Below are 25,476 nucleotides of genomic sequence, written 5' to 3'. Positions count from 1 at the left end.
GCGCGGGCCGCGGTGGCCGGCCGGGCCGTCCCCTTCGGATCTCGCGGGCCCGGCAAGATCCGAAAGGGACGGCCTAACGCCGGGACGGGTCGCCGGGCTTCGGCGCGAGCACTAGTGCTGTGGCCGGAAAGGTTTGCCGGGTCGCGGTGTTCGGTGCGGTGCCTCTCCCCCAGCTACCGCCGGGAGGGGCCCCCGGGCGGAGGGCCGCCGCTCGTACTGGACGTACTTCGGTGGTCCGACAACGCGGCGAGGTGCCGTGCCGGGCGCCGCGACCCGGTGAACCTTTCCGGTCACAGCACTAGCCGGCGGGCGCCCGCGGCGGGGGTGGCTTCGAGGATGTGCGGAGGGCGGTGGCCGGCTGCCGCGAAGGCCTCCGTGACGGACCGGCCCACCGCGTCCTGGCGCCCGGCCTCCACCAGGGCGATCACCGAGCCGCCGAAGCCCCCTCCGGTCATCCGGGCGCCGAGCGCGCCGGCGGCCAGCGCCGCGGTCACCACGAGGTCGGTTTCCGGGCAGGAGACCCGGTAGTCGTCGCGCAGCGAGGCGTGGCCGGCGGTGAGGATCGGGCCCAGGGCCGCCGCGTCGCCCTCCTCCAGCCGGGAGACGGCCTCGCCGACCCGGGCGTTCTCGGTCACCACGTGGCGCACCAGGGGGGCCAGTTCCGCCGGCAGGGCCCGCAGGGCCCGCGGGAGTTCCGCGGCGGGCAGATCGCGCAGGGCGGGCAGCCCTAGCAGCGCGGCGGCCCGTTCGCAGCCCGCGCGCAGGGAGGCGTAGGCCCCGTCCCCGAGGTCGTGGGTGACCCGGGTGTCGATCACCAGCAGCCGCAGCCCCTGGCCCAGCAGGTCGAAGGGCACCTGCCGGTGGCTCTCCGGGCTGCGGGCGTCGAGGTGGAGGGCGGCCTCGGCGGTGCAGCAGACGGAGGCCATCTGGTCCATGATCCCGCAGGGGACGCCGGCGAAGCCGTTCTCCGCGCGCTGCGCGATCCGGGCCAGTTCGGGTCCGGTCAGGGCCAGGCGGTACAGCTCGTCGTAGGCCACGGCGACCGCGCACTCCAGTGCGGCGGAGGAGGAGAGGCCGGCGCCGGTGGGCACGGTGCTGTCGAAGTGGAGGTCGGCGCCGCCGATCCCGTACCCCGCTCCGGCGAGTGCCCACAGGACGCCGGCCGGGTAGGAGGTCCAGCCCGTCACGACTCCCGGGGCCAGATCGGCGACCACCAGGTCGGTGATCCGGCCGTCGCCCTGCGCGCTGTGCAGCCGCAGCCGCCCGTCCGTCCGGGCGCGTGCGGCGAGCAGGGTGGTCTGCGGGAGGGCCATCGGGAGGGCGAAGCCGTCGTTGTAGTCGGTGTGTTCGCCAATGAGGTTGACCCGGCCCGGCGCCGCCCAGACCCCGTCCGGGGAGGCGCCGTAGAGCTGGTGGAAGGCGTCCGCGGCCCGGGCGGCCCGGCTGTGCTCGTCTTCCGGCTGAGCGGTCCGGTTCACGCCAGGGCCTCCCGAAGTCTGCGCGCGGCCGCCTCGGGGGCCACGTCGTTGATGAACGCCTCCGTCCCGGACTCCGTCCCGGCGAGGAACTTGAGCTTGTCGGCGGTCCGGCGGACGGTGAACAGTTCGAGGTGCAGGGCCAGTTCCCCGCCCTGGGTGCGGGGCGCCTGGTGCCATGCGGAGATGTACGGCGTGGGGGTCGGCCCCTGCGGCTGCCCCGGTACGGGGAACAGCCGGTCGAAGCGGCGCAGCAGGTCCAGGTAGACGCCCGGGAACTCGGCGCGCTCGGCCTCGGTGAGGCAGGTCAGGTCGGGGACGCGGCGGTGCGGGTAGAGGTGGACCTCGTACGGCCAGCGGGCGGCGTACGGCACGAAGGCGGTCCAGTGATCCCCGGCGGTCACCACCCGCTCGGTGGCGGCGCGGGCTCCCGTCAGCAGGTCCTCGAAGAGGTTGCGGCCGGTGGTGGCGCGGTGGGCGGCCGCGGCGGCCGTCATCTTGGCGGTGCGCGGCGTGACGAAGGGGAAGGCGTAGATCTGGCCGTGCGGGTGGGCGAGCGTCACGCCGATCTCGGCCCCGCGGTTCTCGAAGCAGTACACCTGCTCGACGCCGGGGAGGGCGGAGAGCTCCGCGGTGCGGTCGGTCCACGCGTCCAGGACCAGGCGGGCGGCGGCGGGGGTGAGGTCGGCGAAGGCGGCCTCGTGGTCCGGGGTGAAGCAGACGACCTCGCAGCGTCCGGCCTCGCCCGCGAGGGAGGGGAAGCGGTTCTCGAAGACGGCGACCTCGTAGTCGGCGGCGGGGATCTCGCCGAGCCGGCCGTCCCGGGAGGGGCACAGCGGGCACTCGCCGGCGGGCGGGTGGTAGGTGCGGGCCTGCCGGTGGGAGGCGATCGTGATCCAGTCGCCGGTCGCCTCGTCGCGCCGCAGTTCCGGGTGACTGCTCACGCGGTCCAGCGGGCGCTGGTCGGGGGCGTCGCGCACGGCGCTCTCGTCGTGGTCGAAGTAGATCAGTTCACGGCCGTCCGCGAGTTTCGCGAGGGTCTTCTTCACACGCCAAGATTAAACAGTTCCGCAAGTAAATCAACAGTCTGGCGTGATCATTCCTTCAGAAACAAACAGCACGCCCATGCTATGTTGTTGCTTTCCGACCGGTTTTCCCCATACCCGGGAGTGATCTCGTGGCCGAGCAGGCTGCGCAGCTGGCCCACCAGCGACGCGCGTTCATCCTCGACGCGGTGCGCCGCGACGGCTCGGTGCGGGTGGCCGACCTGGTCGGACTGCTCGGCGTCTCCGACATGACGGTCCGCCGGGACCTGGACGCGCTCGCCCGCGGCGGCGCCGTGGAGAAGGTGCACGGCGGCGCCGTCGCCACCGTCCAGGCCAGCGGACACGAGCCCGGATTCGACGCCAAGTCCGATCTGGAGGGGGCCGCAAAGGCCGCCATCGCGGCGACGGCCGCGACCCTGGTGGAACCGGGCAGCGTGGTCGCGGTCTCGGGCGGCACCACCGCGTACGCCGTCGCCGCCCGGCTGCTCGGCGTTCCGCGGCTCACCATCGTCACCAACTCCCTGCCCGTCGCCGAGCTGGTGCGGGCCGCCGGCCAGGGCGGCGGGGGCGCGGCCCCCACCCTGCTGCTCACCGGCGGCTCCCCCACCCCCTCGGCCGCGCTGGTCGGCCCGCTCGCCGACCTGGTGATCGGCTCCCTCCACGTGGACCTGCTGGTCCTGGGCGCGCACGGGGTGACCGAAGAGGCCGGGCTGACCACGCCCAACCTCACGGAGGCCCAGACCAACCGGGCCCTGGTCGCCTCGGCACGGCGGATCGCCGTCGTGGCCGACCACAGCAAGTGGGGAGTGGTCGGGCTCAGCGGGTTCGCGGCGCTGGACCGCGCCGACTGGTTCGTCACGGACGCGGGCATGCCGGCCGCGGCCCGCGCCGTCCTCGCGGAGAGCGTGGGCGAACTGATGGTGGCGGGCGCGGAGGCCTAGGCCTCCGGAGCCGGTTGCGCAGGGGCAGGTTGCGCAGGAGCCGGTTGCGCCGGGGCGGGTCCGGTGGTGGCCCGGATGACCAGCTCGGGGTCGAACAGCAGCTCCCCCGTCGGCACGTCCCTGTTGCTGACCAGGGCCAGCACGCTGCGGCCCACCTCCAGCGCGAGCCGGTCGGCGGGCTGGCGCACCGTGGTCAGGGGCGGATCGGTGAACTCGGTGATGGCCGAACCGTCGTAGCCCACGACGGAGACGTCACCGGGCACCGTGCGGCCCTGGCGGCGGACGCCGCGGATCGCGCCGAGGGCCATGTAGTCGCTGGCCGCGACGATCGCGGTGGCGCCGAGCGCCAGCAGCGGGCCGACGGCGGCCTGGCCGCCCTCCACCGTGTAGGACTGGCGGACCACCCAGCGCTCCGGCTCCTCGATGCCGCGCTTGGCCATGGCCTCCAGGAAGCCCCGTACCCGGCGGTCGGCGGGCTGGTTGCCCGCCGGACCCGAGGCCATCCCGATCCGGCGGTGGCCCAGCCGGTGGAGGTGGTCGACGGCCAGTTCCGCCGCGAGCGCGTCGTCCGTGGAGAAGACCGGGGTGGGCACGCCGTCGGCGAACTCCCCGTTGATCCCCACGTAGGGGACCCTGCGCTGGCGCAGCAGTTCGTACGTCTCGGTGTCGGCGCCCTCGACGGTGTTGGACGCGGACAGGAAGACGACCGCGGCGACCCCCTTGTCGACGAGCGCGGAGATGAAGTCCCGCTCCTGCACCCCACCCGGGAAGGCGGGACACAGGACCGTCTTCAGTCCGTGCGGGGCGAGCGCCGACTCGATGCGCTCGGCCACGTCCGCGAAGAACGGGTTCGACACGAACTCGGTGATCACGGCCACCAGTTGGCCCTGCGTCTGCCGTTCGTAGCCGACCTCCGCCATGGCCTGTTCGACCGCGTCGCGGGTCTTCTTCGACACGCCCTGGCGTCGGTTGATCACCCGGCTGACGGTCGCCTCGCTGACCTGGGCTCGAGCTGCGACCTCGGTGATCCCGACCTTCATCGCGGTCCTTCCGTGATCGTGAGCGATGCCAGACCGCCGCGCGGCACCGCCAGCGAGCGAGCTCCCTCCGCCAGGAACGACGGCGGACCGTCCATGATACGGCCGTCCGGCCCGTGGACCACTCCCTCGACCCGGCCCCCGCCGCCCCGCACCTCCACCATCACCCGGTCCCGGTCCGAGCCGTTGACCAGGTGGAAGCGGCGGTGCGCGGAGAAGTCCAGCGGGACGACCCGGTCTCCGTGCACGCTGATCAGGCAGCGGTCCCCGGCGCTCGCCCGCACCAGCGGGTACAGCTCGTCGGGCCGTCCCGGCTCGACCTCCCCGTCGAGCAACAGCTCCCGGTGCAGGCGCCACTGCCGCAGCCAGAAGCCCACCGCCTCCCGGTGCGCCGCCGGTACCCGGTCCAGTCGTACGGAGATCTGCGGCACCGCGTGCAGGGCCCCGATCAGCTGCCGGGCCACCGCGGCCACGGGCGCGTCGGGCGACCACAGGAGCATGTCGGAGTGGACGGCCCCGCCGACGGCGAGCAGGGCGGTGTCGAGGGTGCGGACCCGGTTGGCGGTCGCGTCGGCCGGGCAGTCGAAGGAGCGCAGCATGTTGCCGAAGGGGGCCATGCCCGGTCCCGTGTAGGGCTGGCGCAGTTCGAGGAGCAGCCCGGGGCGGACGGCTTCCAGGGCCTGCCGGAGGTCCGTCAGCAGGGCCACCATGGCCCGTCCGACATCGCCCGCGCCGTCGTCCGCGTACACCATGGCCTGGTCGAGGAAGTCGAGCTTGAGTCCGTCGAGTCCGTACTCCCGGACCAGCCGGACGCAGAGCCGGACCACGTGGGCGCGCACCTCGGGGCGGCGCGGGTCGAGCACGTGCGCGCCGGGCACGGTGGCGGGGGCGGGCGCGCAGTGCGCCCACCGGCCGTGGCCGGCGGCTCCGGGGCCGAGCAGCAGGGGCGCCACCCAGGCCAGGTAGCTCAGCCCGTGGGCGCGGACGCGGGCCACGTGCCCGGCGAAGTCGGGGAACTTGGCCCGGTCGGGGCGCCAGTCGCCGCAGCCGGCGTAGCCGCGGCCGTGGCCCAGCTCCTGCCAGCCGTCGTCCAGGATGAGTGCGCCGCAGCCGAGGCCGGCGGCCAGTTCGGCCTGGGTTTCGACGGCGGCCGCGCTGACGTCCTGGTTGAAGGCGTACCAGGTGGAGTAGACGGGGGTGCGGGCCGCTTCGGGCACCGGCATGGGGGCGAGCTCGGCGCGGAACCGGGCGCGCAGGATCCGCGCGGCCACCGCCACCGGGTCGCCGTTCGGGGACCAGCCCAGCGCGCAGGCGAGCGCCGTCAGCAGCGCGATCAGGAGCACGTCGGTGACCAGCACCGGCAGGGTCTTGGCCGCCATCAGCGCCCAGCGCGGCAGCGGCGAGGCCCCGAGCCGCTTGAGGACCCCGTACCGGCGGTCGAAGCCGGTGGCGATGGCCTGGCCGGTGAAGGCGGTGGACATCACGGCCCGCCGTCCGCTGGGTTGCCGTCCCAGGCCTCCTCCTGATCCTCCGCGTCGCCCTCCCCCCCGGCCCCCTCCCGGCAGTCGACCTCTCACACTTCCTGTGACCCGCCGCCGCCAGCCGCCGCAGGCCCTCGGCGATCTCCGTCTCCGTGTGCGTCGTGAACGACAGGCGGAGGGTTCTGGGGTCCGGGGAGCCGGCGAAGAACGGGGCTCCGGGGACGAAGGCCACGCCCGCGGCGGTCGCCGCGCGCAGCAGGGTCGTCGCGTCGTGGCCCTGCGGGAGGCGGGCCCAGACGAACATGCCGCCCTCCGGGCGGTTCCACGTCGAGCCCGCCGGGAGCGCCGACGCCAGGCCCGACAGGAGTGTGTCGCGTCGGCCGCGGTACGCCTCCCGGACCCGGGCGATGTGCGCGGACAGGTCCGCCGTCCGCAGGTACTCCGCCGCCGCGAGCTGGTCCACCGTCGAGGTGTGCAGGTCCGCCGCCTGCTTCGCGAGCACCGCCCCGCGCAGCAGCGCCGCCGGTGCGCGCAGCCAGCCCAGTCTGACCCCCGGCGCCATCACCTTCGAGAAGCTGCCGAGCAGGGCCGTACGGTCCTCCGCGCCCGGGTGCGCGGCGAGCCACGGGATGTCGCAGCCCTCGTAGCGCAGGTCCCCGTACGGGTCGTCCTCCAGCAGCCACAGTCCGAGCCGGGCCGCGACGGCCGCGACCGCCGCCCTGCGGTCGGACGGGAGGGTGCGGCCGGTCGGGTTCTGGAAGGTGGGGACGGTGTAGAGCAGCTTGGGGCGCTCGCGCGCGACGAGCTCCTCCAGGGCGTCCGGGAGGATGCCCTCGCCGTCGCACGGCACGGGGACCACGCGGGCGCCCGCGAGCGCGAACCCCTGGAGCGCGGCCAGGTAGGTGGGGTTCTCGACGAGGACCGTGTCGCCCGGCTCGATCAGTGCCGTCGCGATCAGGCCGAGCCCCTGCTGGGAGCCGGTGGTGATCAGTACGTCGTCCCCGGTGGTCGCCAGTCCGCGCCCGTCGAACCGCCGGGCCACGGCCGCGCGCAGTTCCGGGGCGCCCTCGGTGGTCGAGTACTGGAGCGCGCGGCGGGCCGAGCGGGTGAGGACGGTGGTGTACGCGGCCCGCAGCCCCTCGGCGTCGAAGAGCTCGGGCGCGGGCAGGCCGCCGGCGAAGGAGATCATGCCGGGCCGGGCGGTGACGGCGAGGATCTCGCGTACGGCCGAGGGCGCGGTCGTGCGGACGCGGGCGGCCAAAGGCGGCGGCGGGGCGGGGGCGAGGCCGACGGTGGAGGCGGGCACGGGAGCTCCTTCGGGAGGCGGGTGCGCGCATCGTAGCCCCGTGAAGGTGTAGACGCCATCTATGTATCGGATGCTGAACTGCCCGCCGGGGACTCCCCATCTGACGTCGCATCAGCTAGACCGTCTCCCATGACAGCAGACGAGCGGAACACCCGGGCCGACGACTACGCCGAGCTCGCCTCGGTCGGCCCCTACGGAGTCCACCCCGGCCACGCGCTGATCACGATGGTCGAACCGCACCCGGGCCACGAGTTCGCGTACAACCGCTGGTACGAGGACGACCACTACTACGCGGGCGCCATGGCCATGCCCTGGATGTTCGCCGGCCGCCGCTGGGTCGCCACCCGGGACCTCCAGGAGCTGCGCTACCCGGAGAAGTCGGCGGTCGCCCAGCCCGTCACGGCCGGGTGCTACATATCCACGTACTGGGTCACCGAGGGCCGCTACGACGAGCACATGAAGTGGACCGTCGGCATCAACAAGCGGCTCAACCGCGACGGGCGCGTCTACCAGGACCGCACCCACGTCTTCACCGCGTTCCAGGACCACGAGGCCACCGTCTACCGCGACGGCGCCGCCGGTCCCCGCGACTTCCACGCCCTCGACCACCCCTACGGCGGGCTCGTCGTCCAGGTCGTCGACGCCGAGGGGCCGGAGCAGCGGGCCGAGCTGCTGGAGTGGCTGCGCTCGCGCGCCCTGCCGAAGCGGCTGGCCGGCTCCCCGGCCGCGATGGTCACGGTCTTCCGGCCGACGCCGCTGCCCGGCGACCGGATGACGTACGTGAAGCAGGTGGAGGGGGTCGACACCCGGCTGACCCTGCTGTGGTTCCTCGAGACCGACCCGCGCACCTGCTGGGACCGCTTCCAGGGGCTGGACGCGGAGGTCGCGGAGACGGGGCTGGGGCGGGTGGAGCTGGTGGCGCCGTTCATCCCGACGGTGCCGGGGACCGACCGGTACGTGGACCGGTTGCGCTAGCCGCTAGCCGCTAGCCGCTAGCCGCTAGCCGCTAGCCGCTAGCCGGGGCGGCCGCCGGGGGCGCCGTGCGGGCCCCCGTGTGCGGCTCCCGCGTACGGGCCCGGGTACGGCCTCCGCGCGCCCCGCGTGCGGACATGGCCGAGCCCCCTCGGCCAGGACGGCGGGCCGGTCGAGAGGGCTCCAGTCAGTGGTGCGGTGGTGCTGGTGGTACTGGTCGTGCTGGTGGTGCGGATCCTGCTGGTCCTGCGTGTCGTGCTGGTGGCGCTGTTCGTCTGTCGGCGGGCTGGGACGTTCGCCTCGACGTTCAGGCGAGGCGTCCCAGCCGGCCCTCGGTCACCTCGGCGACGAACGAGGTCCAGGAGCCGGGCGCGAAGGTGAGGGACGGACCGTCCTGCACCTTCGAGTCGCGGACCGCGATGGCCTCCATGACGGGGGACTTGACCTCGACGCAGGCGCCGTTGGCGGAGTACGAGGACTTGATCCAGTTTTCCGTGGAACCCTGACGAATGGCCATGTTTCTCTCCGGTTCAGCGAGTAGTACCGGTGGATCCCGGTGTCCTGTCGGCCATTTCTCCGACCGACGTGATCGACGCTACCCGCAGGTTCCGGCAGGTGTCGGGGGCGTTCACCCGACCGAGTGGCATATTCCATTTAGGCCTTCTGTGGCCGGGGAGTGACGGTGTACCGTACCGGCCTTTTGTTGAGCCTCAGTTCTCCTTGCTCGCGAAATCGTCGATGATGCGCGAGATGAACTGCCGCGTCTGGTCCACATTGTGGGCCTGTGCGCGCAAATGTTCGTACATCACGCTGTATTTCTGCACGTCGTTGGCCTTCTCCAGGTACAGGTCGCTCGTCACGCCCTCGATGTAGACGACGGTCGAGTCGGACGCGTCCGGGAATTCCAGAATGGCGTACTGGCCGTTGACGCCCGGGTGCGCTCCCATCGAGAAGGGCATCACCTGGACCGTGACGTGCGGCTTCTCCGACTGCTCTATCAAGTACTCCAGCTGCCGGATCATGAGCTGGGCATCACCCACGTGACGCCGCAGGGCCGCCTCGTCGATGACCGCCCAAAGCCGCAGCGGCCCGATCTCCGGATTGCTGTTGTCGGTCTCCCAGAGCCGCTTCTGGCGGTGCATTCGGACCTGTACGCGCTTCTCCACGTCGGTCGGAGCGGTCTCCGGCCATGCGCCCCGGACGAGCGACTGGGCGTACTCCGGGGTCTGGAGCAGCCCCGGCACCACCAAGGGCTCGTAGGTGCGCAGGCTGGCGGCGTCCGTTTCCAGGCCGATGTAGACGCTGTACGGGATGTCGCCGAAGGCGTGCCACCAACCTTGCTGGCGGGAGTCCTTGGCCATCTGCATGAGGGAGTCGACGAGCCGCCGGTCCTCGACCTCGTAGACGTCGCACAGATCGCGGACGTCGCGCTGGCTGATGGAGCGTCGGCCGTTCTCCAGTCGGCTGATCTTGGACTGGGAGACGAGCAGGCGCTCTGCGACCTGTTCGGCCGTCATGCCCTTGTCCTCGCGGAGCTTGCGCAACTCCATGCCCAGTCGGCGGCGTCGGACGGTGGGATTGACATTGGACGCCACGTGAACGGCACCTCCGCCTTCTTCTCTCGCTGTCTCTCTGCGTGCCTGCTGGTGAGCAGACTGCCACCGAAGCGTGCGGCCTCGCTGGGGAACGGCCCGGATGGGGTCCGGAACGGGCTGTCCGGATCGGGTTGCCGGCACCGGGCCGCCGGAATCGGGTTCCCGGGATCGGGCCTCCGGGACCGGGTTGCCGGGACCGGGTTGCCGGGACCGGGTTGCCGGGACCGGGCCGCAACGCAAACGCGCGGGGCGGCGGGGCCGGCGTACCGGCCTCGCCACCCCGCGCGCTGGCGGCTCCCGGACCGGGTCTGAGGGACGCCGGCCACGGCAGTGGCGTTACGTGTGCTGCGCGTGCTGCCTGTCGTGCTGGTACTGGTACCGCAGCTCGCGCTTGTCCTCGTGCTCGTACTGCGTGTCCGACCCGTACTGCGTGCCCGGCCGGCGGTTCAGTGCGCGGCCGCGCGGGCCATCGCTCCGGTCCGTCGCGGTTGCAGCGGAACGGCCGTGGCCGTCGCCCGGGTGGGCTGGGCCGGTGCCCGGTCGCGGCGCGGCTGTGCGGCCACGCCGTTCTGGACGTCCATGACGGCGTGCGCCACCAGTCCGCCCATCGGGTCGTGCCGGATCAGGTCCCGCAGTCGGGACCTGGACGACCGCCCCTCGTTGCCGGGGTACAGGTGCTTGCCGAGTCCGACCGCGTGGGCCAGGGCGGCAAGCGCCGCGGTCCGCGGGTCCGGGGGTACACCGGTGCGGATCGCACTGTCCAGCCGGGCACGGATCTCCCGGCTGATCGCCGTGTCGGTCGCTTGGTAGCGAGTCGTCGGCAGCACCCCGCACATCTGGCCCGCGACGGCACTGACCATGCCGCAACGCTCCAAGTGAGCGAGGTACACCTGGCGGAGCCCCAGTCGGGGTCCGCCGATCCAGTGGACGGCCCGAACCGGGCTGCCGCGCCTGCGCAGCAGTTCCAGTGCGGAGTCCAGAGTCGGATCTCCTGTCGGCCGTGGCATCACCACGGCGATACGATCCCCATCAGGGGCTATCCGTCCTGCCAGAGCCAGCTCCACTAGCTGTGCCCCGGCCAGGCCGAGGTCGAGCGACTGCGGCTGCGCCGTGGTACCCGTGGCCGGGTCCAATGCGAGCAGCAGGAGCTCCTCCGGAATCGTTCTGCGGCTCTTGCCCATCCATGCCTCCCCGCGTGGATGAGTGACAGGGTGACGCCTCTCACATTCATCTGTCGAGAGTGCCTGCCTGCTTTGTGGGGGAACCGTCAGCTATGTCGTTCTCGTCTATCACGGGGGCGATGCACCCGAGACGGGACACTGTTAGACATTCGGACAGCCGGGCGTATGGCGATCGAGGAGGAACTGGTGGCGGGCGAGTCCCCCGACAAGTCGGTTGATGAAGGAGCGTCGGGGGCAGCGGAGTCCTCCGAGGGGCGTGACCCGAGGGTCTCGGTGTTCCGTCCGCGGGACCCCGAGGAGGGGTCCGCGGCACCCGATCCGCTGAGGGAAGCGGTGGCGGCGTGGGTCGCCACGGCGGAGTCCTCGCCCACCGGTGACGAGCCGGAGGAGGCGGCACCGGGCGCGCGGACCGAGGTCTTCGAGGCCCTGCCCGAAGCGGCGGCGGATTCCGGCCGGGATTCCGGTGCGGATTCCGTCCCGGCCTCCGGCGCGGATTCCGGAGCGCCTTCCGGTCCGCCTTCCGGTTCCGGTGCGGACCCGGGCTCGGGCTCCGGCTCGGACTCCGGCTCCGGCTCCGGCTCCAGCTCGGGCTCTGGTGCTGCCTCCGGCTCCGGCTCAAGTCCCGCTTCCGCTTCCGCTTCCGCGTCCGTGGGCGAGGGGTCCGCGGCTCGTGAGGCGGCTTCGGGCCGGCCCGTCGCGGCCGGGCCCGCCGCGCCGGTCGACAGCGAGCGCACCGCCGTGTTCCGTGCGGTGACGCCGCCGGTCGCCGATGCCCGGCCCGCGGCCGGTGACTCCCCGGTGGATTCCGCTTCCGGTCGTTCGAGCGCAGGCTCCGCCCCCGAGGGCGGCTCCGCCGCGCGTACGGGCGAGGGCCCTGCGGGTGCGTCCGGGAGCTCGGGCAAGCCTGTTCCGGTCGTTCCTACTGGTCAGGCGACTCCGCCCGCTCCGGCCGCGCCGGTCGACAGTGAGCGCACCGCCGTGTTCCGTGCCGTGGTGCCGCCGGTCGCGGATTCCCGGCCCGTGGCCGGTGGCCCCGGTGTGGGTTCCGCTTCCGGGCGTCCGGCCGCCGGTTCCGCCCCTGGGGGCGGCTCTGGCGCGCGTACGGGTGACGGCCCGGCGGGTGCTTCCGCGGGCTCCGGCAAGCCCGCGGCGGCCGCGCCCGCCGAGCCGGTCGACAGCGAGCGCACGGCCGTGTTCCGTGCCGTGAAGCCTCCGGTCGCCGACCGCGAACCCGGTTCCGCTTCCGGGCGCGTCGGGGGTCCGTCCGCCGCGCCGTCCGGTGCCGCCGACGGCCCTGGGCCGCGTACCGGTGCCGGGACCCCCGGGCGCCCGGCCGCCGACGAGCCCGCCGACAGCGAGCGCACCGCCGTCTTCCGCGCGGTGAAGCCCGCCGGCCAAGGTGCCGGCCAGGGCCCCGGCCAAGGCGCTGCTCCGGCCGCCGCTCAGGCCGCCGACGAGCCGGCCGACAGCGAGCGGACCGCCGTGTTCCGGGCCATCAAGCCCGGGGCCTCCCGGCCGGTCCCGCCCCACGCCGTCGGCGGGGAGCGGGCGAGCACCTTCGTACCGCTGCGGACCGATGACGGGTCGACGTCGAGGACGGCTTCGCCCGCCGCCCCCGGGCCGTATCCGCCGCCGCAGCCCAACCCGGCCGCGGCCCCGGCAGCGCCCGCCCCGGCCCAGGCCCAGGCTCCGGCACCCGCCCCGGCCCAGGCTCCGGCACCCGCCCCGGCCCCGGCCGCCGCGCGGGCGCCCCAGGTGCCCGCCGCGCAGTCGTCCGAGCGGACCACGCAGCAGCCGCTGCCGCCCAAGCCGCCGCTCGACATGCTGGCGGACCTCACCAACAACCCGCCCCCGCCGCCGAGCGCGACCCGGACCGCCGTGCGGCGGTTCAAGATCTACGCCCCGATCCTCGTGCTCCTGGCGGTCATCCTCGCCGTCGTCCAGCTCGTGCGCCCGCTGCCCGAGCCGACGCTCCAGATGACGGCGAAGACCTCGTACACCTTCGAGGGCGGGGCCCCGTCCCTCCCGTGGCCGAAGGAGGGCCAGGCGTACGTGGCCGCGGCCGGCCTCGGGCCCGTCGGCACCTTCGGCGAGCAGAAGCCCGTCGCGATCGGCAGCGTCGCGAAGGCGATGACGGCGTACGTCATCCTCAAGGACTTCCCCATGAAGAAGGGGGAGAAGGGCCAGATGATCCCCGTCGACAAGACGGCGGTCGACGACGGCAAGAAGGAGACCGAGGGCGAGTCCACGGTCAACAACTTGAAGGAGGGCGACAAGATCTCGCAGTACGACGCCCTCGCCGCGATCATGATCCCGTCCGCCAACAACGTCGCGCGGCTGCTAGCGCGCTGGGACGGCGGGCAGGAGGCGTTCGTCAAGAAGATGAACGCCACGGCCAAGGAACTCGGCATGACCAACACCACGTACACGGACCCCTCGGGTCTGGACGCGACGACGGTCAGCACCGCCGAGGACCAGGTCAAGCTCGGACTCAAGATCGTCGAGATGCCGGAGCTGATCGCGATCACCAAGCTGCCGAACTGGATCGACCCCTCCGGCAAGTCCTGGCGGAACTACAACGACCTGGTTCCCTTCAACGGCTCGCTGGGCATCAAGACCGGCTCCACCACGAAGGCCGGCGGCAATCTGCTCTTCGCGGCCGAGAAGAAGGTCGGCAAGACCAACCAGCTGATCGTGGGCGCGGTCCTCGGCCAGCACGGGGTGCCGATCCTCGGTACCGCGATCTCGGCCAGCAAGGACGTCATGCTGGCCACGCAGAAGGCGCTGACGGCCGCGAACATCGTCAAGAAGGGCGACGTCGTCGGCTACGTGGACGACGGCCTCGGCGGCCGCGTCCCGGTCGTGGCCACCGCGGACGTGGAGGCGGTCGGCTGGCCTTCCGTCACCGTCGAGGTCAAGCTGGGTGACGGCGCCGCCAAGATTCCGATGACCGCCAAGGCGGGCTCGGAGATCGGTGTGCTGACCGTCGGGTCGGGCGCCAGCCAGGTGAAGGTGCCGGTGGCGCTGCAGAGCGACCTCGCGGCGCCGGGCATCGGCAAGAAGCTGACGCGCGTCGGCTGACGGGAGCCGGCCGGCTGACTCGAGTCGGCTGACCCGAGTCGGCTGACGCCGGCTGGGAGTGACGCGCTCCGGCGCCCCGGGCAACCCCGGGGCGCCGGAGCGCGTCTACGAGCAGAGCGGGCCGGAGCGGATCGGACACCGGAGATTCATCGTGTCGTGTTGGGGAGTACGTCGGCGTGACCACCGCTGAGCGACAGACGCAGGACCGGGCGCAGGACCCGGCGCACGGCCCGGACGCGGCTCCGGCCTCGGACGCGGCTCCGGCTCCGGCCTCGGGCCCGGGCTCCGGCCCGGTTGTTGCGGCCCCGGCGGCCCCGGCGGCCTCCGGCGAGACCGAGGCCGGGGCCGCCGCCGGCCCCCTGCGCCGTGCCTTCGGGCCGGCCCTCGGGTGGGCGCGGCTGCATCCCGTGGCCGTCGCCACCGGGCTGGCCGCGCTGCTGCACCTGGTCTGGTTCTTCGCCGTCGCCAACAGCGGCGGCGACCTCGCCGCGCAGGACGCCTGGGCCGAGTTCGTGGGCCGCCATCCCGACTCGGCGTACAACCTCGCCTGGTACGGCGGGATGCACCCGGTCTCGTACAGCGTGGTCTCGCCGTACGTGATGTACATGATCGGCGTCCGCACCACGATCATGATCGCCGGTACGGTCTCGGCCGGGCTGCTGGCGATGATCCTGACCCGCTGCCGCGGCGCCGTGCGCGAGCCGCTGTGGCCCGCGCTGGCCGGGGTGTACGGGCTGCTGTGCAACGCCGTGTCGGGCCGGGTCACCTTCGGGCTCGGCGTGATGTTCGCGCTCGGGGCCGTCGCCGCGGTCTTCTGCTGGCCCCGCAAATGGGCCGAGCGGCGCTGGGCGAAGGCCGCCGCGGCGGCTCCGCTCGCGGCGCTCGCCACCGCCTCCAGCCCGGTCGCCGGGCTGTTCCTCGGGCTGATCGCGGCCGCGCTGTTCCTGAACGGCCGGCGCCCGGGCGCGTACGCGCTGGGGCTGGCCCCGGCGGCGGTGGTCGGGCTGTCGTCGTGGCTGTTCCCGTTCTCGGGGACGCAGCCGATGAAGCTGATCTCGGCGGCGCTTCCGTTCGGCTGCGCGCTGGCCGCGCTGTTCCTCGTACCGAAGGGCTGGAAGACGGTCCGGACCGCGTCCGCGATCTACGCCCTCGGGGTGGCCCTGACCTGGGCGATCGACTCGCAGGTCGGGTCAAACGTGACCCGGCTGGCGATGCTGTTCGGCGGGGCGGTGCTGCTCGCGGCCCTCCCGTACGAGGCCGCGCGGGGCGGGGAGGCGTCGGCGGCGTCTCCGGGGTTTCCGGCGTCTCCGGGGTCTCCGGCGTCTCCGGCGAGGCGCAGGCTGCTTCGGGGGCGCACGCGGCGCTGGTACGGGCTGGTGCTCGCCCTCGTCGGCGTGACCGCCTGGATCACCGTCAACAGCGTCACCGACATCGTCCGCACCACCCCGCTGGCCTCCTGGAGCCGGGAGCTGGCCCCGCTGGTGGACCAGCTGCAGAAGGCGAACGCCGACCGCGGCCGCGTCGAGGTGGTCCCGGCCAGCAGCCACCGGGAATCCTCCGCCTTCCCCGCGTACGTGAACCTCGCGCGCGGCTGGAACCGGCAGGCCGACCTGGAGCGGAACCCGCTCTTCTACGACGACACCCTGACGGCCGACAGCTACCGCGAGTGGCTGGACCGCTGGGCCGTGCACTACGTCGTGCTGCCCGCCGACAACCCCGACGAGGGCGGGCGCGACGAGGCGAAGCTGGTGCGCGAGGGGCTCCCGTACCTCCAGCAGGTGTGGGGCGACGCGAACTGGCAGCTCTTCAAGGTGGTGAACCCGACGGACCTGGTCGCGGGCCCCGCGACGGTGGTGCGGGCGAGCGCCGACCAGCTCGTCATCGACGTGAAGCAGGCCGGGCGGGTGCTGGTGCGGATCCCGCATTCGCCGTGGCTGGGGTTGGTGGACGGCGAGGGCAGGCCGGTGGCGCCGCCGCAGGAGACGGCGGAATCGAAGAGGGCGGCGGAGTCGAAGAAGACGGCGGATCCGAAGAGGACGGGGGCGTCGAAGGAGCCCGAGGCCTCCGCGGAGCCGAAGGGCAAGCAGTACGAGAACACGGCCGGCTGCCTGTTCTCGGCGGTCCCGGACGCCACCGGAGACGTGTGGACGGAGCTGCTGGCGCCGGCGCCGGGGGAGTACCGGGTGGCGGCGAAGTACCAGCTGCCGCGGGGGACGCCGTGTCCGGAGGAACTGATCGTGGAGGTGCTCGGTACGCCGGAGCGCCCGACGCCGCAGGGGCCTTGATCCACCATTCTTTACGCCCCGTCCGGGTGCATTGGTACGTATATCTGCATACGATCCCAGTAGTCCGATTGGATGCCCCGAGTCTTGAGCGTTGAGTGTTGAGGGAGTGACGACGGGATGAGCAAAGAGCAGAAGCAGGACTTCCAGGCGGTTGTCGCGAAGGCGGTGGAGGCGACCCGCCTCCCGCGCGCCGCACAGGCGCACGGCTTCGACGGTCCCGTCCGGACCAAGGTCAAGGGCGGGGCGCACACGAAGGCGGAGCTCAAGCGGGCGGGAACCCCGCAGGGCGACCGCATCGGCGAGCGCAGCAGGGGTCTGAGCTGAGGCAGGCCGTCGTCGTCGCGAAGGCCCTCCCGGTCCATGGCCGGGAGGGCCTTCGCACGCCTTAACGCCTTCGCGGGCGGCTGTCCGGACAACCGTTACGTGACCGATGGACGGCCAGAACACGCCCCCCGTAACGTCGTCTCCGTCGCCGGGGCAAACCACTCGAGCACTTGAGCACTCGACCACTTGAAAGAGTGCCGCGCCCGACCCGAGACCACAGGCGACGCCGACCCGAGGGGAACCACCCGTGCGCGCCACCTTCCGCACCGCAGCCGCAGCCGTCGCCGCCGCCGGGGCCGTGACCGCCCTGGCCCTGCCGGCCGCCCAGGCCTTCGAGACGGAAGCGCCGGCCCCCACGGACATCTCGGCCACGACGGCCACCGCTGACGGCTCCGGCGAGGGCCCGCTTCTCATCGCGGGCGGCGTCGGCCTGGCGGCCGTGGGCGCGGCGGGCCTGGGCTTCTCGATGCTCCGCCGCCACCGCGCGGACCGCTGACCCCCGCCCGACGCCCGCGCACGATTACACGTGTAATCAGGACTGTAGCGATGCGCTCCCACCCACCACAAGCCCCCCGCCTGCGGACTTCCCGGAAGGGCGGGGGAGTGCGTCCCGGGTCCAGCGGCCCGGGCGTCTGAGGGGGCCGGGACGGGGTAGTCGCCGAAGACCCGCACCACCCGTACAACAGGAACCGGAAGAGGACGAGATGACGGAACACGAGAAGTCCCGGCGCCGCCCGCGCACGACCCCGTCCGAAGCGGTGGGGGAGAGCGGGGACCGCGAGGCCCGGCAGCAGGCGGACGACGCCGTCGTACGGCGCCCTGGCGAGGGCCGGGGCGACACGGATGCCGGAGGCCATCAGGCCAAACGGCAGCGCCCGGGCATCGGCCGCGAGGAGCAGGCCGGCCCGGACCGCCCGAGGCCGACGGGCGGTGGAGACCGCTGAGAACCCCGCCCGGACCGCTCCGCTCACCCGCTGCCGGGCGGCGGCGCGGGCGGTTCCCGCCCCGCGGGGGGTTTCGGGGACGGGATCCGGGCAAGGCGCGCCGCATGGTGCGAATCGGGTACACGATGATGACCGAGCAGGCCGGACCGCGTGAGCTGGTGTCCCACGTGGTGGGAGCGGAGGAGGCCGGATTCGACTTCTCCGTCACCTCCGACCACTACTCCCCCTGGCTGGAGTCCCAGGGCCACTCGCCCTATGCCTGGAGCGTCCTGGGCGCGGCCGCGCAGGCCACGTCCCGGATCCCGCTGATGACGTACGTGACCTGTCCGACCTTCCGCTACCACCCCGCGGTCGTCGCGCAGAAGGCGGCGACGATGCAGATCCTGTCCGAGGGGCGCTTCCGCTTGGGGCTGGGCTCGGGGGAGCATCTGAACGAACATGTCGTGGGGGCCGGCTGGCCGGCCGCCCACGTGCGGCTGGACATGCTCGAAGAGGCCGTGGACATCATCCGGCACCTGTTCTCCGGGGAGAGCGTGAGCCACCACGGCGCCCACTACGACATCGAGAACGCCACGCTCTGGGACCTCCCCGACGAGCCGCCTCCGATCGGGATCGCGGTCTCCGGGCCCCGCTCCTGCGAGCTCGCCGGCCGGTACGGCGATCTCGCGATCGCCACGGAGCCCAAACGGCAGCTCCTGGCCCGGTTCGACGAGCACGGCGGCGCGGGCAAGCCGCGCGTGGGCCAGCTGGCGGTCTGCTACGACACCGACCGCGAGGCGGCGGTCGCCCGCGCCCACGACCAGTTCCGCTGGTCCCTCGGCGGCTGGAAGGTCAATGCCGAACTCCCCGGTCCCGTCGGCTTCGACCAGGCCTCCCGGCACGTCCGGCCCGCGGACATCGCCGAGGCCGTCCCGTGCGGTGACGACGTCGAGGCGTTCACCGAAGCGGTGCGCCGGTACGCGGAAGCCGGGTTCACCGAAGTCGCCCTCGTCCAGATCGGCGGGGACCACCAGCGGCCCTTCCTGGAATGGGCCGAGGCCAAACTCCTGCCCGCCCTGCGGGGCGAACTCTCACCCGGATGATCCCGGGGAGGCGGCCGAGCCCTCCCCCGGCCGGATGATCGTGACCCCGCCGCCCGGGGCCGTGCCCATCGCGGCCAGGGCGGCCGGAGCCGCGTCGAGCGGGATCACGGCCGTGACCAGCAGGTCCGGGCGCAAGGCCCCGGAGCGGACCAGCTCCATCATCGGGGGGTACGCGTGCGCCGCCATCCCGTGGCTGCCCAGGACCTCCAGCTCCCAGCCGATGACCCGCTCCATCGGCAGCGCCGCGGTTCCCCCGGCCGCCGGCAGCAGTCCGACCTGGACGTGCCGCCCGCGCCTGCGCAGCCCGGCCACCGAAGCCGCCGCCGTCACCGGTGAGCAGGGCGTCCAGCGACAGGTGGGCGCCGCCGCCCGTCAACTCCCGGACGGCCTCGGCAGCATCGCCCCGGGAGGGAGCCACGCCGTGCGCGGCGCCGAACCGCCGCGCCAGCTCCAGCGCCCCGGGAGCCGTGTCCACGGCCACCACCCGGGCCCCCGCGGCCACCGCGACCATCACGGCGGACAGCCCCACGCCGCCGCAGCCGTGCACGGCGACCCATTCGCCCGGCGCCGCCCGCCCCCGGGCGACCACCGCACGGAACGCCGTCGCGAACCGGCAGCCCAGCCCCGCCGCCGTGTCGAAGGACAACTCCCGCGGCACGGCGACCAGGTTCACATCGGCGTGCTCCAGCGCCACGAACTCGGCGAAGGACCCCCAGTGGGTGAACCCGGGCTGCGTCTGGCGGACGCACACCTGGTGCTGGCCGGCGGCGCACTCGGCGCAGCTCCCGCACGCGCAGACGAAGGGGACCGTGACGCGGTCCCCGGCACGCCAGCGGGTGACCCCGGATCCCACCGCCTCCACCACGCCGGCCAGTTCGTGCCCGGGTACGTGCGGCAGCACGATGTCCGGGTCGTGCCCCATCCACCCGTGCCAGTCGCTGCGGCACAGCCCGGTCGCCTCGACCCGTACCACCACTCCGCCGGCGGCCGGGGCCGGATCGGCCACCTCCCGTACCTCGGCCCGCTCCCCGTACCGCTCGAACACCACCGCGCGCACGCCCACCGCCTCCGCTCGTCCCGCTCGCTTGTCCGGCCCGGTCCCGGATGGGAAGCTGCCGGGACCACCACACCATCAGGGGGAAACCATGACCCGCAAGCGCGCGGCGGCCGCCGCCGTATCCGTACTGCTCGCCCTCACCGTCACCGCGCTCGGCGCGAGTTCGCAGGCCTACGCCGCCGCGGGCGACAAGAAGGTGGAGGTCATCAAGTAGGCGCCCGCGATCAGCCGGCCGGGCGCCCCGCCCGCTTCAGGGCCAGCTCCGCCAGGGCCTCGGGGGCGCCCGGCTGTTCGCGGATGCCGGGGAAGGCGTTGACGTCCACGATCAGCGGGGAGCCGTCGGCGGTGGCGATGAGGTCCACGCCGTAGACGTCCAGGGAGAACACCTCGCCGACCCGGAGGGTCAGTTCGGCCCAGCCCGCCGGGATCCGAGGCAGCGGCAGGGTCGGGCCGCGGCCCTCGGGGGAGAGTTCGGAGCGGCGCAGGGCGGCGAAGACCCGGTCGCCGATCGCCCAGAGCTTGTGGTCCCAGCCGCTGTTCGGGGCGAAGTCCTGGACCACCACCGGCTCGTCGGGCCACGTGCCCGCCAGCTCCTTGAGCGCCGCCGCCCCCTCGACCAGGGCGACGAGGTCCCGCCGCCGGCTGTGCCGGCTCTTGACGACCACGGGGGCGGACAGCGAAGCGCCGTCCGCCCACCGCGCGAGCGTGCCGAAGGTACGGGTTCCCGCGAACGGCAGTCCGGCCCGTACGGCGAGCTCCGCCATCAGCGTCCGGTCCTGGCAGAGCGTGGTCGCCGCGGCCGAGTTGACCACGGGAGCCCCGAGCCCTTCCAGGCGCCGGGCCAGGTCCAGCGCGTGCGGGGTGTGCGCCTTGAGCAGGTAGACGTCGGCCGGCGCCGGGTCGCCGGGGTCCGGCGCGCCGGGATCCAGCGGCTCCACGACGTGTCCGGCGACCCGCAGCAGCCCGGCGGCCGCCGACAGCAGCGGATGCCCGGGGTTGTCCGTGATCAGGCCGATCCTCATCAGGCGTCCCCCACCGTGGCGGCGGCGGACCGCGCGGCGGCGGACCGCGCGGAGGTGACGGCCGTGGCCGCTGTGGCAGCCGTGGCCTGGGCCGGGATCGAGACGGGCGGTCCGGCGGGCCGCGGGAGCCCGGCGCCCGAGCCGGCCCGCGCGAGGCCCAGGACCGCACGGGCCACCCGGGCGGCGGCGTCCGGCACCTGACGGAAGCTCGGGAAGTCGTTCACGTCGACGACCACCGGCCCGTCCGGGCCCAGCAGCACGTCCACCCCGTACAGGTCGAGCCCGTACACCTCCCCGACCCGGGCGCCGATGGCCGCGATCTCGGCGGACAGCGGGACGCGCCGCTCCGGGACCGGGCTGTCCGGGTGCAGCGGGGAGCGGCGCTCGGTGGCGAAGAGCTCGCCGCCGACCGCGTACACCTTGATGTCGGTGCCCGAGTTCGGCACGTACGGCTGGGCGATGAGCATCCCCTCGCCCGCCAGTTCGGGGAGCATCGCGGCGAGCCGCTCCGGCGAGGACACCAGGTGCACGGCGCGCCCCGAGCTGCCGTCGGCGGGCTTGACGACCAGCGGGTACTCCGATTCCGGGATCTCGGCCAGCAGTTCCGGCCGGGCCGCGGCGTACGTCGGCGGCAGCGGCAGTCCCCGCCCGCGCCCGATGGCGGCGGCCAGTGCCTTGTCCCGTACGCCCCGGATCGCGCGGGCGTCGTTGACCGTGGTCATCCCGGCCGCGGCGGCGGCTTCGAGCAGGGTCAGCCCCGGCCCGCCCGACACGGTCTTGAGCACCCAGGCGTCATGGGCCCCGGCGTCCACCACCTCGCTCATCCGCAGCAGTGAACCGCCGGGCCGCAGCACATCCACCCGATGGCCCCAGGCGGACAGTTGCCGGACCACCTCGTTCGGCATTCCGTCATGGCGGTAGTGCTCCTCCACCAGGAAGCAGAGCCTCATGGACCTTCCCCATATTCCCCGGACGTCCGCCGATCCCGTCCGGCGAGTTGTGACGTCACAGGATGTCATGGACCGCAATGTGATGATCGGTCCGTGTCCGCCGGGGCGTGGACCGGGGCCCGGCCCGGTCTCAGGCCTGCGTGGTCGCCGAGAACGCCGCGTCCCGGACCTCCGCCTCCGGGTGCCGGCGCAGTTCCCGCAGCAGCTCCCGCCACGGCGCCGGCCAGCCGTGCAGGCGGCCGACGGCGGCGGTGAGGGCGGCGGCGAACAGCCCGGCCTCCGCCGTGCCGTCGGCCGCGAGGCCGCGCGTGGTTTCCAGGACCGACGCGGGATCCGGCAGCAGGTCGCCGTGGCCGTACCGGGTCGTGAGGCGGGAGGCCGTCGCACGGGCCAGCCCCGGCCGGCCGCGCAGGGCGGCGACCAGCTCGTGCAGCGCCGCCCGCTGCCGGGCCGGGTCCGCGGGATCCGCCCGCAGGTCGACCGCGCGCAGCAGCAGGTTCACCCGGGCCTCGGCCAGCAGGGGTTCGCCGGCCAGTTGGCGCAGCACCGCCTCGCGCGCGGCCGGCCGGTCGCCCAGCGGCTGGGCCGCCAGCTGTCGCAGCCTGCGCAGGGCCGGCCGGTCGAGGTCCGGCTCCGCGTCCGGCTCCTCGCCGGCCCGCACGATGTCCAGCAGCTCGGCCACGGCCCGGTGGAACGGGCTGCCGGGCTCGGCGCCGCCCACGGGGTGGGGCAGCGTGGAGGCCGCGATCTGCGCGAGGGCCGACACGGCGTGGTGCGCAGCGCCGCGCGGCGTGAGGTCGCAGACCGCCAGCCGCAGGGTCTCCGCGGGTTCGGGGTCGTACGCCGCCCACTTCGGCAGGCTCAGGTGGTGGTGCGGGGCGATCCCCGCCGCGGCCCCGTCGCGCACTCCCGTCGCCGCCGCCACCAGCCGGGCGAAGCGCGGGCGGTGCTCCGCGCGCACGGTGAGCGGAGCGGTGTCGAGGAGGGCGGCCCGGCTGTCCGGGGATCCTGCGGCGGCGGCCTCCAGGAGCTCCCAGGCGGCCTCGGCGGGCAGCAGCCCGAGGGCGAGCCGCATGGCGACGGCCTTGAGGTCGGGATGGCTCGCGGGGTCGCGCCCGATCCGGCCCATCAGCGCGACGGCGAGCGCCGGCGGCAGCAGCCGGGCGGCGAGCCGGGCGGCCTCCTTGCGGCTGGTGACCTTGACTTCCCGGCCGGGGTCGAGCAGTTCCGTGATCCGATGTGCGAGCGCCGAGGGCGCGGTGGCGGCCGCCGCCCGGCCGGCTGCGTACACCGCGACCCGGGCCCGGTCGCCGCCGGAGTGCGCGAGCAGCTCGTCCAGGACGGCGGCGGGCTCCACGGTCCGGGCGGCCGCCGCGAGCGCGGCCTCGGCCAGCACGGTGTTCTCGGAGCTCGTGAACTCCCGTATGAGTGCAAGCCCGTGGTCGGGGATCTGAGCGGCTTCGCGGATCGCCGACGTCCGCTCGTACAGCGTCGCGGACTCGTCCCGGACGGCCGCCGCCGTGAGGCGGGCCGCCGCTTCCTGCTGGCGCGGCAGCCAGCGGGAGGCGTGGGTGAGGACCGGCAGCGGCCGGGCGGAGTCCTCGCGCAGGAACCGCCCGGACGGCGGCTGCCCGGTGAGCAGCACGTCCAGCAGGTCGCTGCGGCGCGCCGACAGGACCTCGCGTACGGACTTCAGCGCGGCCGCCGAGGGCTCCCGGGCCAGCAGGGCGACCGCCCGCTCCTCGCGCGTGGCGGGGTCGTCCAGCCAGACGTTCGCGAGGTGGGGGGCCGATTCGTCCTCGCACCGCTCCAGCGCGTCGGTGATCATCGGCTCGAGTCCGGGCACCAGGGCGCGGTCGTTGTCGACGAAGTGGGCCAGCTTGAGAAGGGGGACGAAGTCGCCCTTCCCCGCGGCGGTTTCGGCCCACGGGCGCAGCACCGAGAACACCCGGTCCCGCCGGTCCTGCCGCGCCGGCCAGTCCCGCCCGCCGAGCATGGCCCCGCCGGTGCGGTCGACGAGGAGGCACAGGGCGCGCAGGGCCCAGTCGACGAGATCGGCGCCCGCGGCGGGGTCGTCGAGCACGGCGAGCAGCAGGCCGCGCACGGCGTTGCGGGTGGCGTAGGAGGAGTCCCGGGCCTGGAGGGCGTCCAGGGCGATCGCGGCCAGGTGGCCAGGGGTCGAAGGGGAGCGCAGCAGGCCGACGGGCAGTCGCACCAGGCCTTCGAGCACGGCGGACCGCACGGGATCGCGGTCGTTGCGCAGCCGGCCCGCGATCAGGGCGAGCACCTCGGCCACCGCTTCGGGGTCGCCGGAGTCGGCCGCGTTGGCGACGAGCAGCACCCAGGCGTCCGCGCGCCGGTCGGCGTCGGAGCCGCCGCAGGCGGCCAGGATCTCGGCGCGGACCTCGGCCACCGGGAGGTGGGCCAGCGAGGGGGGCAGCGCGCCGGGCAGGGGCCGGCCGGTGGTCCGTTCGCGGGCCACGGCGGGCCGTGCTTCGGTGTACCGCCGCGGAGGCGGGAGGAGCGGAAGCAGCGGGGCGGCCAGGTTCCACGTGGCGGGTGTGAGGTCCTGCGTCACCGCGTCGTGGAAGGCTTCGCGGCGCGCCGGCGGCAGTGCCTCGAACAGCGCGGCCAGGTGCTCGGGACTGCGCAGCCAGCGCCGCCCGAGCACGGGCAGCGAGGGCGGGTCGGCCCGTACGAGCCTGCGCAGGAGGGAGGGCGCCGGAGCGGGTTCGTACCGCGGCTGCCGGCGCGCCGGATCGGCGAGCCCCCGTACGAGGCGTTCGGCGTCGGCGCGGGCGGGCAGGCCGAGCCGGTCGCGCACCTCGCGCTGCGGGGTGGTGGGCCCGTACCGCTCCAGCAGGCCGAGCACGCGCAGCGGTTCGGCGGGCGCGGCGGCGGCCGGCCCGGAGGAGCGGCGCGCCCACCAGGAGTCCCGCAGCCCGTCGGGGAGCCCGGCGAGCTCGGCTTCGGCGTTGTCGAGCACCGGCCCGGGATGGCGCCGGGCCAGCCGGGTCCAGTCGCCGACGGCGTCCGCGAGCCCGGGCAGCAGCCGGGCCACGGTCTCGGGCCCGCAGGCGGGCAGCAGGGCCGCGGCCTCGTGGTCGCCCCACCGGGCCCGCAGCCGGGGGAGGAGGGCTTCGGCGAGCGCCCTGCGTCCGCCGCGCCGGACGGTCCGGGACAGCTGCCCGCGGACCTCGGCGGAGGCGTCCTCGTAGGCCGCGATGATCGCCTCGTCGGGCACGAGCGGGGTCCGGGCGGCCCGCAGGGCGTAGCCGCGGACCACCGGGTCGGGGTCGGTGAGCCGCGCGCACAGGTACTGCGTCCGCCGGCCGGCGAAGGCGGCGAGCGCCGCCAGCCGCCGCTCGTAGCGGCCCCGTCCGTTCAGCTCCTCCAGTACGGGGTCGAGCTCGCCTGCGGCCGCGAGATCGCGGGCGGTGGTGGCGGCGAGGCGGAGCCGGGCCCGGTGCGGAAGCGGTTCGAGAGCGGTGAGCAGTTGTTCGGTGGTGCGTGACATCGGGTCAGTGTGGTGGGCGGAGCGGGCGGGTCACAACAGGTTTCGGACCCGGTGGGGACCGGGGCGCGCTCGAACTTCCGTGCACTCAAATCGCTACAGAATGACCCTTAGCGGCCATCCACCATGTGAAAACTTGTCAGGAGCTGTCCAAAAGGATCAACAACTCTCCTATAGTGATGC

The 25,476-nt window shown here is 74.1% G+C and carries 19 protein-coding genes and 3 pseudogenes; 9 read left to right on the top strand and 13 right to left on the bottom strand.

What is annotated here, in order from left to right:
- Positions 1-290 precede the first annotated feature (290 nt).
- Together galK and galT are read right to left on the bottom strand one after the other, a co-directional pair.
- The gene (gene galK / locus DRB96_RS32630; RefSeq protein WP_112451694.1) at positions 291-1,478 is read right to left on the bottom strand and encodes a galactokinase; all 1,188 of its coding nucleotides are present in this window, start codon (positions 1,476-1,478) and stop codon (positions 291-293) included.
- Complete coding sequence (gene galT, locus DRB96_RS32625) at positions 1,475-2,524, bottom strand: galactose-1-phosphate uridylyltransferase (RefSeq protein WP_112451693.1); 1,050 nt, start codon at positions 2,522-2,524, stop codon at positions 1,475-1,477. Before galT ends, galK begins: the two co-directional genes overlap by 4 nt.
- Before the next feature lie 128 nt (positions 2,525-2,652).
- On the opposite strand from galT, the gene DRB96_RS32620 reads away from it, so the two are divergent.
- Positions 2,653-3,462, top strand: a complete 810-nt coding sequence (locus DRB96_RS32620; RefSeq protein ID WP_112451692.1) for a DeoR/GlpR family DNA-binding transcription regulator — start codon at positions 2,653-2,655, stop codon at positions 3,460-3,462.
- Here the strand turns inward: DRB96_RS32620 and DRB96_RS32615 are convergent.
- The 4 genes and pseudogenes from DRB96_RS32615 to DRB96_RS32605 all read right to left on the bottom strand — a co-directional run.
- On the bottom strand, positions 3,459-4,502 hold the full coding sequence (locus DRB96_RS32615; RefSeq protein WP_112453978.1) for a LacI family DNA-binding transcriptional regulator: 1,044 nt from the start codon (positions 4,500-4,502) through the stop codon (positions 3,459-3,461). The two genes, DRB96_RS32620 and DRB96_RS32615, sit on opposite strands and share 4 nt — an antisense overlap.
- On the bottom strand, positions 4,499-5,722 hold the full coding sequence (locus DRB96_RS32610) for a glycoside hydrolase family 36 protein (protein ID WP_239517889.1): 1,224 nt from the start codon (positions 5,720-5,722) through the stop codon (positions 4,499-4,501). Before DRB96_RS32610 ends, DRB96_RS32615 begins: the two co-directional genes overlap by 4 nt.
- A 45-nt stretch (positions 5,723-5,767) precedes the next feature.
- A pseudogene (locus DRB96_RS45280) lies at positions 5,768-5,986 on the bottom strand (ABC transporter permease); the annotation flags it as partial.
- Between the two features lie 112 nt (positions 5,987-6,098).
- Positions 6,099-7,286 (bottom strand): annotated as a pseudogene (locus DRB96_RS32605) (PLP-dependent aminotransferase family protein); the annotation flags it as partial.
- Positions 7,287-7,415: 129 nt separating this feature from the next.
- Here DRB96_RS32605 and DRB96_RS32600 point away from each other — a divergent pair.
- Positions 7,416-8,261, top strand: coding sequence for a hypothetical protein (locus DRB96_RS32600; protein WP_112451690.1), 846 nt, complete (start codon positions 7,416-7,418; stop codon positions 8,259-8,261).
- 304 nt (positions 8,262-8,565) lie between these two features.
- Here the strand turns inward: DRB96_RS32600 and DRB96_RS32595 are convergent, their stop codons facing one another.
- From DRB96_RS32595 to DRB96_RS32585, 3 genes are all read right to left on the bottom strand, one after another.
- Positions 8,566-8,775, bottom strand: a complete 210-nt coding sequence (locus DRB96_RS32595) for a DUF397 domain-containing protein (protein ID WP_112451689.1) — start codon at positions 8,773-8,775, stop codon at positions 8,566-8,568.
- A 193-nt stretch (positions 8,776-8,968) separates the two neighbouring features.
- Complete coding sequence (locus DRB96_RS32590) at positions 8,969-9,853, bottom strand: helix-turn-helix transcriptional regulator (RefSeq protein ID WP_112451688.1); 885 nt, start codon at positions 9,851-9,853, stop codon at positions 8,969-8,971.
- Between the two features lie 446 nt (positions 9,854-10,299).
- On the bottom strand, positions 10,300-11,034 hold the full coding sequence (locus tag DRB96_RS32585) for a GPP34 family phosphoprotein (RefSeq protein ID WP_112451687.1): 735 nt from the start codon (positions 11,032-11,034) through the stop codon (positions 10,300-10,302).
- A gap of 165 nt (positions 11,035-11,199) precedes the next feature.
- Here DRB96_RS32585 and DRB96_RS46095 point away from each other — a divergent pair, with 165 nt between their 5' ends.
- The 6 genes from DRB96_RS46095 (at position 11,200) to DRB96_RS32550 (ending at position 18,750) form a co-directional block, all read left to right on the top strand.
- A complete protein-coding gene (locus DRB96_RS46095) occupies positions 11,200-14,115 on the top strand; it encodes a serine hydrolase (protein ID WP_275432039.1) in 2,916 nt (971 codons plus the stop codon).
- A 359-nt stretch (positions 14,116-14,474) separates the two neighbouring features.
- The gene (locus tag DRB96_RS32570) at positions 14,475-16,400 is read left to right on the top strand and encodes an MFS transporter (RefSeq protein WP_239516931.1); all 1,926 of its coding nucleotides are present in this window, start codon (positions 14,475-14,477) and stop codon (positions 16,398-16,400) included.
- 117 nt (positions 16,401-16,517) lie between these two features.
- Positions 16,518-16,724, top strand: coding sequence for a hypothetical protein (locus DRB96_RS32565; protein ID WP_239516604.1), 207 nt, complete (start codon positions 16,518-16,520; stop codon positions 16,722-16,724).
- 247 nt (positions 16,725-16,971) lie between these two features.
- Positions 16,972-17,220 (top strand): hypothetical protein, encoded by a 249-nt coding sequence (locus DRB96_RS32560; RefSeq protein ID WP_112451684.1) that lies wholly within the window; start codon positions 16,972-16,974, stop codon positions 17,218-17,220.
- A 208-nt stretch (positions 17,221-17,428) separates the two neighbouring features.
- Positions 17,429-17,668: a hypothetical protein gene (locus tag DRB96_RS32555; RefSeq protein ID WP_112451683.1), complete on the top strand. Its 240-nt coding sequence runs from the start codon at positions 17,429-17,431 to the stop codon at positions 17,666-17,668.
- 104 nt (positions 17,669-17,772) lie between these two features.
- The gene (locus DRB96_RS32550) at positions 17,773-18,750 is read left to right on the top strand and encodes an LLM class F420-dependent oxidoreductase (protein WP_112451682.1); all 978 of its coding nucleotides are present in this window, start codon (positions 17,773-17,775) and stop codon (positions 18,748-18,750) included.
- On the opposite strand, the pseudogene DRB96_RS32545 reads toward DRB96_RS32550, so the two are convergent.
- Positions 18,739-19,807: pseudogene (locus DRB96_RS32545) on the bottom strand (alcohol dehydrogenase catalytic domain-containing protein). The gene DRB96_RS32550 and the pseudogene DRB96_RS32545 sit on opposite strands and share 12 nt — an antisense overlap.
- Positions 19,808-19,895: 88 nt before the next feature.
- Here DRB96_RS32545 and DRB96_RS46090 point away from each other — a divergent pair.
- Entirely contained in the window at positions 19,896-20,021 is a 126-nt protein-coding gene (locus tag DRB96_RS46090) for a hypothetical protein (protein WP_275432038.1), read from the top strand.
- 10 nt (positions 20,022-20,031) lie between these two features.
- On the opposite strand, the gene DRB96_RS32540 is transcribed toward DRB96_RS46090, so the two are convergent.
- From DRB96_RS32540 to DRB96_RS32530, 3 genes are all read right to left on the bottom strand, one after another.
- Positions 20,032-20,829 (bottom strand): alpha-L-glutamate ligase, encoded by a 798-nt coding sequence (locus tag DRB96_RS32540; RefSeq protein ID WP_112451681.1) that lies wholly within the window; start codon positions 20,827-20,829, stop codon positions 20,032-20,034.
- Positions 20,829-21,779 carry a hypothetical protein gene (locus tag DRB96_RS32535; RefSeq protein ID WP_112451680.1) on the bottom strand — a complete coding sequence of 317 codons (951 nt, stop codon included), beginning with the start codon at positions 21,777-21,779 and terminating at the stop codon, positions 20,829-20,831. Before DRB96_RS32535 ends, DRB96_RS32540 begins: the two co-directional genes overlap by 1 nt.
- 130 nt (positions 21,780-21,909) lie before the next feature.
- Positions 21,910-25,296 carry a hypothetical protein gene (locus tag DRB96_RS32530; protein WP_112451679.1) on the bottom strand — a complete coding sequence of 1,129 codons (3,387 nt, stop codon included), beginning with the start codon at positions 25,294-25,296 and terminating at the stop codon, positions 21,910-21,912.
- Between the last annotated feature and the right edge of the window lie 180 nt (positions 25,297-25,476).

This window comes from Streptomyces sp. ICC1 (assembly GCF_003287935.1).
GTDB classification, from domain to species: domain Bacteria; phylum Actinomycetota; class Actinomycetes; order Streptomycetales; family Streptomycetaceae; genus Streptomyces; species Streptomyces tritrimontium.
The sequence above is the reverse complement of the archived record's forward strand: the minus strand, read 5'-3'. Positions and strand labels throughout refer to the sequence as shown.

Excerpts from the sequence above, each read along its gene's own strand:
- DRB96_RS32615 (WP_112453978.1), bottom strand. The coding sequence starts at position 4,502 with ATGAAGGTCGGGATCACCGAGGTCGCAGCTCGAGCCCAGGTCAGCGAG.
- DRB96_RS32610 (WP_239517889.1), bottom strand. The coding sequence starts at position 5,722 with ATGCCGGTGCCCGAAGCGGCCCGCACCCCCGTCTACTCCACCTGGTAC.
- DRB96_RS32600 (WP_112451690.1), top strand. The coding sequence starts at position 7,416 with ATGACAGCAGACGAGCGGAACACCCGGGCCGACGACTACGCCGAGCTC.
- DRB96_RS32595 (WP_112451689.1), bottom strand. The coding sequence starts at position 8,775 with ATGGCCATTCGTCAGGGTTCCACGGAAAACTGGATCAAGTCCTCGTAC.
- DRB96_RS32585 (WP_112451687.1), bottom strand. The coding sequence starts at position 11,034 with ATGGGCAAGAGCCGCAGAACGATTCCGGAGGAGCTCCTGCTGCTCGCA.
- DRB96_RS46095 (WP_275432039.1), top strand. The coding sequence starts at position 11,200 with ATGGCGATCGAGGAGGAACTGGTGGCGGGCGAGTCCCCCGACAAGTCG.
- DRB96_RS32565 (WP_239516604.1), top strand. The coding sequence starts at position 16,518 with ATGAGCAAAGAGCAGAAGCAGGACTTCCAGGCGGTTGTCGCGAAGGCG.
- DRB96_RS32555 (WP_112451683.1), top strand. The coding sequence starts at position 17,429 with ATGACGGAACACGAGAAGTCCCGGCGCCGCCCGCGCACGACCCCGTCC.
- DRB96_RS32550 (WP_112451682.1), top strand. The coding sequence starts at position 17,773 with ATGGTGCGAATCGGGTACACGATGATGACCGAGCAGGCCGGACCGCGT.
- DRB96_RS46090 (WP_275432038.1), top strand. The coding sequence starts at position 19,896 with ATGACCCGCAAGCGCGCGGCGGCCGCCGCCGTATCCGTACTGCTCGCC.
- DRB96_RS32540 (WP_112451681.1), bottom strand. The coding sequence starts at position 20,829 with ATGAGGATCGGCCTGATCACGGACAACCCCGGGCATCCGCTGCTGTCG.
- DRB96_RS32535 (WP_112451680.1), bottom strand. The coding sequence starts at position 21,779 with ATGAGGCTCTGCTTCCTGGTGGAGGAGCACTACCGCCATGACGGAATG.
- DRB96_RS32530 (WP_112451679.1), bottom strand. The coding sequence starts at position 25,296 with ATGTCACGCACCACCGAACAACTGCTCACCGCTCTCGAACCGCTTCCG.